The organism is Caballeronia glathei, assembly GCF_000698595.1.
GTDB lineage: Bacteria > Pseudomonadota > Gammaproteobacteria > Burkholderiales > Burkholderiaceae > Caballeronia > Caballeronia glathei.
Map to the genome: position 1 here is coordinate 98,030 of NZ_JFHC01000001.1, position 10,405 is coordinate 108,434.

At 67.0% G+C, this 10,405-nt stretch carries 9 protein-coding genes; 3 read left to right on the forward strand and 6 right to left on the reverse strand.

Annotation, left to right across the window (positions count from 1 at the left end; translation table 11 throughout):
- Nucleotides 1–78: 78 nt before the first annotated feature.
- Both BG61_RS00500 and grpE read right to left on the reverse strand, forming a co-directional pair.
- Nucleotides 79–474, reverse strand: a complete 396-nt coding sequence (locus BG61_RS00500; protein WP_035941089.1) for a thioredoxin family protein — start codon at nt 472–474, stop codon at nt 79–81.
- A gap of 25 nt (nt 475–499) precedes the next feature.
- A complete protein-coding gene (gene grpE / locus BG61_RS00505; protein ID WP_035941090.1) occupies nt 500–1,120 on the reverse strand; it encodes a nucleotide exchange factor GrpE in 621 nt (206 codons plus the stop codon).
- Between the two features lie 386 nt (nt 1,121–1,506).
- Here grpE and BG61_RS43155 point away from each other — a divergent pair, with 386 nt between their 5' ends.
- Entirely contained in the window at nt 1,507–1,668 is a 162-nt protein-coding gene (locus BG61_RS43155) for a hypothetical protein (RefSeq protein ID WP_169743286.1), read from the forward strand.
- Here the strand turns inward: BG61_RS43155 and BG61_RS00510 are convergent.
- The 3 genes from BG61_RS00510 to hrcA form a co-directional block, all read right to left on the reverse strand.
- Nucleotides 1,640–2,047: an RNA-binding S4 domain-containing protein gene (locus tag BG61_RS00510; protein WP_035941091.1), complete on the reverse strand. Its 408-nt coding sequence runs from the start codon at nt 2,045–2,047 to the stop codon at nt 1,640–1,642. The two genes, BG61_RS43155 and BG61_RS00510, sit on opposite strands and share 29 nt — an antisense overlap.
- A 25-nt stretch (nt 2,048–2,072) precedes the next feature.
- Complete coding sequence (gene hemH, locus BG61_RS00515) at nt 2,073–3,140, reverse strand: ferrochelatase (RefSeq protein WP_035941093.1); 1,068 nt, start codon at nt 3,138–3,140, stop codon at nt 2,073–2,075.
- A gap of 195 nt (nt 3,141–3,335) precedes the next feature.
- On the reverse strand, nt 3,336–4,352 hold the full coding sequence (gene hrcA, locus BG61_RS00520) for a heat-inducible transcriptional repressor HrcA (protein WP_035941094.1): 1,017 nt from the start codon (nt 4,350–4,352) through the stop codon (nt 3,336–3,338).
- Nucleotides 4,353–4,507: 155 nt separating this feature from the next.
- Between hrcA and BG61_RS00525 the strand changes: the two genes are divergently transcribed.
- Together BG61_RS00525 and recN are read left to right on the forward strand one after the other, a co-directional pair.
- Nucleotides 4,508–5,410, forward strand: a complete 903-nt coding sequence (locus BG61_RS00525) for an NAD kinase (RefSeq protein WP_035941095.1) — start codon at nt 4,508–4,510, stop codon at nt 5,408–5,410.
- 31 nt (nt 5,411–5,441) lie between these two features.
- On the forward strand, nt 5,442–7,097 hold the full coding sequence (gene recN / locus BG61_RS00530; protein ID WP_035941097.1) for a DNA repair protein RecN: 1,656 nt from the start codon (nt 5,442–5,444) through the stop codon (nt 7,095–7,097).
- A 347-nt stretch (nt 7,098–7,444) separates the two neighbouring features.
- Here recN and glnE read toward each other — a convergent pair whose 3' ends face one another.
- The gene (gene glnE / locus BG61_RS00535) at nt 7,445–10,303 is read right to left on the reverse strand and encodes a bifunctional [glutamate--ammonia ligase]-adenylyl-L-tyrosine phosphorylase/[glutamate--ammonia-ligase] adenylyltransferase (protein ID WP_075584108.1); all 2,859 of its coding nucleotides are present in this window, start codon (nt 10,301–10,303) and stop codon (nt 7,445–7,447) included.
- Nucleotides 10,304–10,405 lie beyond the last annotated feature (102 nt).

Here is a 10,405-nt window from a genome sequence, read left to right on the forward strand (position 1 = left end):
CATAAGTGCGTTCGCATCGTTTTCAAGACCCTGAATGCGATGCGGTCTTTGTTTTTTTCGCCCCGGGCGGGGAGCGAATCACGCTTTTGCGTCGAGCGCGCGGATCTTTTCGCGCGCCGCCGCCACCGCGGCCTCGAACTGCCCGAGCCCGTGCCAGCCCGTCGCCCGCCCGAGGCGCTTGCCGCGGTAGAAGAAGAACCACGTCGGCACGCCGTGCAGCATGAAGCGGCGCCCCAGTTCGCGATGTTCATACACATTGCTGTGAAACCACTTCATGCCCAGCGCACGGATTTCGTCGGGCTTCTGGAGCATCGCCTTTTTGGCGATTTCGCAGTTGAAGCAGTCCACGCCCCAGAAGAACACGACCGCGAGTTCGTCCCCGGCGGCGGCGAGCCCGGCGTCGAAATTCCCGGCGTCGAGCTCCTGCATGCCAAAAACGGAAAACGCGGTGGCGTCGACCGGGATATTCGCCATGTTCGCGACTCGATGGCTGCGCGCGTTATTTCGGTGCCGCGACCGTGACGAGCGCCGGGCGCAGCACGCGGTCGGCGATCACGTAGCCCTTTTGCAGCACGGCGACGACCGTATTCGCCTCCTGCTCGGCCGGCACCATCGAAATGGCCTGGTGGCGATGCGGATCGAACTTCTCGCCGACCGGGTTCACCGGCACCACGCGGCCCTTCTCGAGCGCGCCGGTCAACTGGCGCAGCGTGAGTTCGACGCCCTCGCGCACCTTGGCGAGATCGGTCGAGGAGTCGGCAAGCGCCGCCTCGAGGCTGTCGAGCACCGGCAGCAGGTTTTCCGCGAAATTTTCGATTGCGAACTTGTGCGCCTTCGACACGTCTTCCTGAGCGCGGCGGCGGACGTTCTCGGTCTCGGCCTTGGCGCGCAGGAACTCTTCCTGGAGCGCCGCGATCTTCGCCTGCGCTTCCGCAAGCGCAGCCTCGGCTTCGTTCGCGTCCGCGGTTGCCGGCGCTGCCGACGCGTCTGCCGCTTCAGCCGGCTGCTGCGCCGCGTTCGAATTGCCGGCGTTGAGGTTGCCGGCGTCGGCGGCCTGGCGCGCTTTATCGTCGGCGGGCGTGGGGTTCTGGCTCGCTGAATTCTCTTGCGTGTTTTCCATGTCGCTGAATGTCTTGCTGAGTGTGAAATCGGATGCGAAAACCGCCCGACGATGCCGATGTTACCCGGCTTGCCCGCGTTGCAAAAATACAACTGCAACACGACTGCGGGGCGCATGGTGCGGGAGGCGTTTTCCTACTAGCCGCCTATTTAGGGCTACGCCGAACGTTTTCAAGGGCTTGCACGCGATTTTTCCGACATTTCGAAAGCCGCCGAAACGCGCCGTTACAACGATTTACCGGTTGCGTGCAGATTGAGATTGAGCCGATCGACTTGGTCGCCTACACTTCGATCAAGCTCCCGTGAGTACAGGTTAACCCCTAATTCTACGAAAGCTTTCAGCCCGCTCCAGCGCTTGCCCGTTTCGCCCGTATCCAGGGGGGTACCATGAAACTGACCTTTGCTATCGCGGTGGTCGCTCTGGTACTCGTTGCGGGCACCACGACCATCTGCATGTCCGGCGCCGTGACCGAGAACAACACGGAATATGGCGGCATCCACGCCACCATGGAACATTTCTTCAGTCCGAACCTGAAAGTTTGTCGATAGTGCGGCGGTCGCGCTTGGTCGGGCGGCCCTGCAGGCCGGCCGCGGGTTCGCGGTACGTCTTGCGCCGCTCCGTTTCCGCCAGCCGTTTCTCGCGTCCTTCCTGCGTCTCCACGTAGAGCGTCTGCGCGACCGTCGCCGGTCCGCGCACGTCGCAGATGCCCAGCACTTCCACCTGCCAGACAAGCTGCTCGACGTCGATCTCGACGATATCACCTACGCGCACGTCCTTCGACGGCTTCACGTTCGCCCCGCCGATGCGCACGCGGCCCTTCTCCACGGCGTCGCTTGCGAGCGAACGGGTCTTGAAGAAGCGCGCCGCCCAGAGCCATTTGTCGACGCGAAGGCGCGCGCCGGGGTCAGTCGAAATCTTGTAGTTCATCGGATGTGGAGTTGCATGCCGGTGTTCAGGCCACGGCGGTAAGCGGCTGCGCCGTCTGCACGGGCCAGCCCTGCAGATGCTGCGCGACGATCTCGCCGAGCGCCTTGATCCACGCCGGCGAGGCATTCAGGCAGGGAATGCGGTGAAAGTGCTTGCCGCCCGCGCGCAGGAAGTCGTCGCGCACTTCGATGCCGATTTCCTCGATCGTCTCGAGGCAGTCGGCCGTGAAACCCGGACAGAACACGTCGACACGCTTCACGCCGCCCGCGCCCAGCTCCGCGAGCGTCGGCGCGGTGTACGGCTGCAGCCATTCCGCGCGGCCGAAACGCGACTGGAACGTCACCCGGCATTCCACCGGCGTGAGCCCGAGCGCCGCCGCGAGGAGCGAACCGGTCTGCTGGCACTGGTCGTGATAGGGGTCGCCGAGATCCATCGTGCGCTTGGGCACGCCATGAAAGCTCAGCACGAGCTTGTCGCCGGCCGCGAAATCGGGATGCCCGTGGTGATGCCAGTATTCGCGCACCTGCGCGGCGAGCGCGCCGATATACGCCGGATGATCGGCGTAGTGGCGGATCGTGCGGATTTCCGGCTGGTTGCGCACGCGCCTGAGCGCGCCGAACGCGTCGTCGAAGGCGGTCGCGGTGGTCGACGACGAATATTGCGGGTACATCGGCACGAGCAGCACGCGCTCGGCGCCCTCCAGCTTCAGCTGGTTCAGCATGGCCGGGATGCCCGGCGTGCCGTAGCGCATCGCGTAGTCGACGATCACCTGATAGTCGTTCGCCGCGAACAAGCGCCGCAACTGCTCGACCTGCCGCTCCGTGTAGACCCGCAAGGGCGAGCCTTCGGGCATCCAGACCTGCGCGTACTTCTTCGCCGACGCGCGGCCGCGAAACGGCAGGATGGCGAGCCGCAGGATGATTTGCCACACGAATGCGGGAATCTCGACGACGCGCGGGTCGGACAGGAACTGCGCGAGATACTTGCGAACGGCCCGCGGCGTCGGCGCGTCGGGCGTGCCGAGGTTGATCAGCAGCACCGCCACGCGATGCGAGGCGGAAGGCTGCGAAGGCAACTCGAGATCGAAACGCATGGCAGTGGCCGGCCCGGACGGGTCGTCGTGGAGTGAAGGCCATTATAGCGGCGAGCCTCGCGGCACATCATCGGCCGTTCGGCCAGGTGGCGGCGAGGCGAAAGCGCGCGCAAGATGTCCGTGAAGCGCCGCGTATGGCCACGTATGGCCGATGCAGGCCGTACACCGGTGACTCGCGCGGCGCGGTTTTGAGCGCTACTGGTGGCTGAGCGAGATGGAAAGCAGCCGCGCGGTGATGTCGACGATCGGAATCACGCGGTTGTAGGCCATGCGCGTCGGCCCGATCACGCCGAGCGTGCCGACGATCTTGCCGTTCACTTCGTACGGCGCCGTCACAACGCTCATTTCCTCGATCGGCACGAGATTCGACTCGCCGCCGATGAAAATCTGCACGCCTTGCGCGTGGCTCGACACGTCGAGCAGTTGCAGGAGGCTCGTCTTTTGGTCGAAAACGTCGAAAAGCTTGCGCAGCCGCGCCATGTCGGAAGAAAGATCCGCCACTTCCAGCAGATTGCGCTCCCCGGAAATGAGCAGGGTGTCGCCGGGATCGGTGTCGTCGGTGCTGGCGGTGACGGCCGCGTGCATCAGCGTGGTCATGTCGCCGCGCAACTGGTCGATTTCCTCGCGCAGGCGGCGGCGCACCTCGTCGAAGGAAAGACCGGCGAAATGCGCGTTGATGTAGTTCGACGCCTCCGTGAGCTGCGACGGGGAATAGTCGCGCTGCGTGGCCATGATACGGTTCTGGACGTCGCCTTCCGGCGTGACGATGATGAGCAGGATGCGCTTGTCGGACAGACGCATGAACTCGATCTGCTTGAACATGTGGCTGCGCCGCGGCGTAAGGACCACGCCGGCGAACGACGACAGGTTCGAGAGCACGCTCGCCGCCGCCGCGACGATCTTCTGCGGCTCCTCGCCCTGCAGCCGCGTCTTGACCACGGTGGTCATCGCCTCGTCTTCGGGCGCTTCTACAGTGAGCATCGTGTCGACGAAGACGCGGTAGCCGCGCGGCGTCGGGACCCGCCCCGCCGACGTATGCGGACTCGCGACGAGCCCGAGCTCTTCCAGGTCCGACATCACGTTGCGGATCGTGGCGGGGCTCAGTTCGAGACCGGAGTAACGCGACAGCGTGCGCGACCCCACTGGCTGACCCTCGGCGATATACCGTTCGATCAACGTTTTCAGGAGGGTTTGTGCACGTGGGTCTAGCATGGGGAAATTTTAGCTCAACGTGTCGGGTAACGGCGCGCGCCTGAACTCAGGATGCGCCCCATTTTATCGGGAAACAATCTCCGTGCCCGGCGCGTTCTCGCGCGCCGGGTTCACCCACGGTTCTTTTCGACCTTTACCTATGGTGTAATGCCGGCATGGAAATTGGCAGCCAATTCAATACCGTCGCGCTCGTGGGGCGCACGCATACGCCCGGCATCGAGGAGCCGCTGAGTTCGCTCGCCGCGTTGATCGCGAAGCAGGGCTTCGAAGTCGTCTTCGAAGCTGCGACCGCGAAGGACGTCGGCGTGACGGGCTATCCGGCGCTCTCCACGGCCGAGATCGGAGCGCGCGCGGACGTCGCCGTGGTGCTCGGCGGCGACGGCACGATGCTCGGCCTCGGCCGCCAGCTCGCGCCGTACAAGACGCCGCTCATCGGCGTGAACCACGGGCGGCTCGGCTTCATCACGGACATTTCGCTCGCGGACATGCCGGTGCTCGTCCCGCAGATGCTCGCCGGATGCTTCGAGCGCGAGGAGCGCAGCCTGCTCGAGGCGCGCATCATGCGCGACGGCAAGCCGATCTATCACGCGCTCGCGTTCAACGACGTCGTGGTCAACCGCAGCGGCTTTTCGGGCATGGCGGAGCTGCGCGTCTCGGTGGACGGGCATTTCATGTACAACCAGCGCTCGGACGGGCTGATCGTCGCGACGCCGACCGGCTCGACCGCCTACGCGCTGTCGGCGTCTGGGCCCATTCTCCATCCGCAATTGCAGGGGTTCGTGCTCGTGCCGATCGCGCCGCATTCGCTGTCGAACCGGCCGATCGTGCTGCCGGACGACTCGAAAGTGGACATCCAGATCATCGGCGGGCGCGACGTCAACGTGAACTTCGACATGCAGTCGTTCACCGCCGTCGAGCTGAACGACACCATCGAGGTGCGGCGCTCGCGCCATACCGTGCCAGTGCTGCATCCGGTCGGCTACAGCCATTTCGCCACGCTGCGAAAGAAGCTGCACTGGAACGAGCACCCGTCGACGGAAGACGACCCGAACAGCTGAAGCGTCCTCATTCCATCCACGCGTCCCATCCATGCTCCGTCATCTTTCGATTCGCGACTTCGTCATCGTCGCCGCGCTCGACCTTGAGTTCGACAGTGGCTTTACCGTTTTTTCGGGTGAAACCGGCGCGGGCAAGTCGATTCTCATCGATGCCCTCGCCCTCGCGCTCGGCGCGCGCGGCGACGCGAGCGCCGTGCGCACGGGAGAAGCGCGCGCCGACATCACGGCCGAATTCGCGACGCACGACGCGCTCACCCGCTGGCTGGACGAGCACGCGCTCGCCGCGGGCGATGCGGACACGGTGATGCTGCGCCGGGTGATCGATTCGGGCGGACGCTCGCGCGCGTTCATCAACGGCACGCCCGCGACGCTCGCGCAACTGCGGGAAGTCGGCGAAATGCTCGTCGACATTCACGGCCAGCACGCGCATCAGTTGCTGATGCGCCCGGACGCCCAGCGCGATCTCTTCGACACGCACGCCGGCCTCACCGAGACTGCGGCGTCGGTTGCGCGCGCCTGGCGCGTGTGGCGCGACGCGGCGCAGGCCGCCGAAACGGCGCAAGGCCGCGACCGCGAGCTGCAACTGGAGCGCGAGCGGCTCGCGTGGCAACTGAGCGAATTCGACAAGCTCGCGCCGCAGGCGGGCGAGTGGGAGGAAGTGAGCGCGGAGCACCACCGGCTCTCGCATTCGGCAAGCCTCATCGACGGCGTGCAGGGCGCGCTCGCCGCGCTGTCCGAATCCGACGAGGCGATGATCACGCAGCTTTCCGCGATCATTTCGAAGCTGCGCGGCCTCGCCGACATCGATCCGGCGCTCTCCGACGTGCTCGCGTCGCTGGAACCGGCCGAGATCCAGTTGCAGGAAGCGTCGTATTCGCTCACGCACTACGCGCAGCGGCTGGACCTCGACCCGGACCGGCTCGCGCAGGTCGAACGGCGCATGGACCAGCTCCATTCGACCGCGCGCAAGTTCCGCCTGCAGCCCGAGGCGCTCCCGGAGGAACACGAGGCGCGCCGCCGGCAGCTTGCGCAACTCGATGCCGCAGCCGATCTGGACGCGCTGCGCGCCGCCGTCGACAAGACGAAGAACGCCTATCTGGCGGAGGCGAAGGTGCTTTCGAAGGCGCGCGCCAAGGCCGCGAAGGCGCTCGGCGCGGCAGTCACCACGGGCATGCAGGAATTGTCGATGGCGGGCGGCAGCTTCGAAGTCGCGCTCGTGCCGCTGGCCGAAGGCGGCGCGAGCGGGCTCGAACAGATCGAATTCCGCGTCGCGGGCCATGCGGGCGTCGCGCTGCGGCCGCTCGCCAAGGTCGCCTCGGGCGGCGAACTGGCGCGCATCAGCCTCGCGCTCGCCGTCATCGCGAGCACCGCGAGCCCCACCCCCACGCTGATCTTCGACGAAGTGGACACGGGCATCGGCGGCGGTGTCGCGGAGGTCGTCGGGCGGCTTCTGCACCAGCTCGGGCGCGACCGGCAGGTGCTTTGCGTCACGCACTTGCCGCAAGTCGCCGCGCGCGGCGATCAGCATTTTCAGGTGGCGAAGTCGGGCGATTCGGGCGGCGGCACGGTCAGCACCGTCACGCCGCTCGACAAGGCGAAGCGCATCGAGGAGGTCGCGCGCATGCTCGGCGGGCTCGAAATCACCGCCACGACGAGAAAGCACGCGAAGGAAATGCTGGCGGCGTGAGGCGCCCGATGCTCACGCAGGACGAAGAAAAGCCCGCGCTGAACGGGTCCCGCAAAGTTGGACGCCCATCCAACCTTTGGGACGCAGTTAAGCGCCGGGCTTTTTCCTTTCCGTGAGATGCGGCGCTTGCCCGTGACGGAGCCCCGATGACGCGGGCGCTCGAGCCATTGACGGCGCACCGCGCGCACGAAGCGCAGACGTGGCGCTTGCCATGACCGAGCCCCGGAATGGCCCGGGCGCGGCCGCCGCGCCCAGGCCAACGTCGGCGCGCCGTGCGCACATGAAGCAGTGGCTTGGGCGCGCGACCTGCGGGGAACCACTACGAACCGCGGAGAACCGCAGCGAGCCTATTCGCCCACCCCGCCGAACACGCGCTCCCACAGCGCCGTGACCACGCTCCGCTCCGCCTCCACCTGCTCCGGCTCGACGCGCGCCTTCTCCATCCCGTCGAGCCTCAGCTTGTGCTGCAGCTTCCGGTACACCCGGTACGCCGCGCCGACCGTCTCCGCGTCCCCGGCCGAGATCAGCCCGCACTGCGACGCGATGCGCAAGAGCGAAATGTTCCCCGCGTTGCGAATGAACTCGCTGTGCTCGCGCGAATGCAGCAGCACCCAGAACTGCACGATGAACTCGATATCGACCATGCCGCCGCGGTCGTGCTTCAGGTCGAAGAGCGGCGTGCGGTTCGGATGCCCGGCTTCGACGCGCTCGCGCATCGCCACGATCTCGCGCGCGAGCGGCCCCGGTTCGCGCGGCATGACCAGCACTTCGGCACGAATCGCCTCGAACTGTTCGCCGATCGCGGCGTCGCCCGCGCAGTAGCGCGCCCGCGACAGCGCCTGGTGCTCCCAGACCCACGCCGTATTCGCCGCATCGCCTTCGCGGATCTGGTAGCCGCGAAACGAGTCGAGGCTCGTCACGAGCAGGCCCGACTCGCCGTTCGGACGCAACCGCAGATCGACGTCGAACAGCGTGCCCGCGCCGGTCGCCGAGGTGAGCCAGGTGATGAGGCGCCGCGCGAACATCGCGTAGATGTCGGAGGCGGCGTCGTCGGGATCGTCGTGCAGAAAGATCAGATCGAGGTCCGACGCATACCCGAGTTCCTTTCCGCCGAGCTTTCCGTACGCGATCACGGCGAAGCGCGGCGCCTCCCGATGCCGCTTCGGAAACTGCTTCCAGACGGTTTCGACGGTCACGTCGAGCACGGCGTCCGCGAGTTCGGACAGCCGGTCGCTCACGTGCTCGACGCTGAGCCTGCCCGCCAGGTCGATCAGCAGGATGCGGAACACCTCGGCCTGATGCGCATGCCGCAGCAGATCCATCTGCTGCTCGGCGCCGTCGGCTGCGGCGAGCCGCGCGCGCAGCGAGCGCTTGAATTCCGGCCAGTCGAACGGGCTTGCGATCGCTTCGTCGTCGAGCAGTTCGTCGAGCAGTTGCGGATGACGGATCAGGTAGCCCGCCGCCCAGCGCGAGCCGCCGAGCACCGACAGCACACGGTCGAGCGCCGCCGGGTACTCGGTGAGCAGCGCGAGATAGGCGCCGCGCCTGCCGATGGCCTCGAGCAGATCGAAGAGACGCGTGATCGTGTCGCCGCGGCGCTCGGGCGGCTCGATCGACTGCGCCGCCTCCAGCGCGCGCTGCGCGACGATGTCGAAGCGCTCGCGGCTTTTCGCGGGCAGGCCGCCGTAGCGCGACGAATTCCAGACGCTCGTCAGGCGCGCGAGCAGGCCCGCGGGGTCGGTGAAGCCGAGCCCGCCAAGGCGCGCGATGAGCTCTTCCCCGGCGCTGTCGTCGGCGAGCGCGCTGCTCCAGATCCACGACGCCGCCGAATCCTCCGCCACGCCGCAGCCGCCGTGGCCGTTCACCTTGTCGGCGAAAATCGCGTCGAACTGCTGTTCGGCCGCTTCCCGGTGCGCGTCGAGCGTCGCCATCAGCGCGGCGTAGTCGGCGAATCCGAGCGACTTCGCGAGCCGCGCGCGCTCTTCCGGCGCGACCGGCATCGCGTGCGTCTGGGCGTCGTTGCGGTATTGCAACCGGTGCTCCACCTGGCGCAGGAACAGATACGCCTCCGAGAGCGCGGCGCGCACCGGCGGCGCGATCAGCCCGTGCGCGGCCGCGCGCGCGAGCACGGCAAGCGTCGGACGAATGCGGAATTCGGCCGCCTGGCCGCCGCGGATCAGCTGGAACACCTGCGCGCTGAACTCGATCTCGCGGATGCCGCCGCGGCCGAGCTTGATGTCGTCGGCCTTGTCGGGGCGCATCGAGGCGCGGCGCTGCGCCTCCTGCCGGATTTGCAGATGCAGCGAGCGGATCGCCGCGATCACGCCATAGTCGAGATAGCGGCGATAGACGAACGGCGTGACGATCGCATCGAGTTGCTTCGCGAGACGCTTCGCCGAATCGCTCCCGCCCTCCGAGACGAGGCGCCCCTTGATCCACGCGTAGCGCTCCCATTCCCGGCCCTGCACGTAGAAATATTCCTCCAGCATGCCGAGGCTGCACACGAGCGGGCCCGAATCGCCGTTCGGACGCAGCCGCATATCGACGCGAAACACATAGCCGTCCTCGGTGAGTTCCGCGATCGCGCCGATCAGCCGGCGCCCGAGCCGCGTGAAGAATTCCTGCGTGGTGAGCGGCGCGCGCTGGCCGCCGGCGGTCTCGCCGTCTTCCTCGTACACAAAGATCAGATCGATGTCCGACGACGCGTTGAGCTCCCGCCCGCCGAGCTTGCCCATCCCCACGACGCCGAGCGTCAGGCGCTCGCCGTCCGGTCCGCGCGGCTCGCCGAAGAGCGTCTCCAGGTCCGCCGAGAGCACCGCGAGCGCCCGCTGGATGGTGACTTCGGCGAGGTCGGTCATCGCGCCGGTCACCTCGGCCACGTCGGCGCGCCCCGCGAGATCGCGCTCCATCACGGTGCAGAACACTTCCGTCCTGAGGCGGCGCAGCGCTGCCTTGAGCGCGGGCTCGTTGAGCGTGCCGCCCGTCGCGCACGTGCTGCACAGCGCGACGAAGCGCGACTCGATCCACGCGCGGGTGACGGGCGCGAGCGCCCATTGCGCGACCTGCGAGGGCAATTCGGGGCGCGCCGCATAAGCGCGCCCGGCGTAGCTGGAGTAGGCGGAACTGAGGAGGGTTGCTTCGGTCATGAAGGAGGGGCTCGCTGGTTGCTTCGTGTCTTTCTGAAACTGCTTCGTGCCTTTTTTAATGTACGGCACTGAAAGTGCGTACGCTTGACCCGGCGCGGCACCTCGCGCGCTAAATGCCGCGAGGCCGGCGCGCCGAACGCCTGCCGGAACACGGCAAACGCC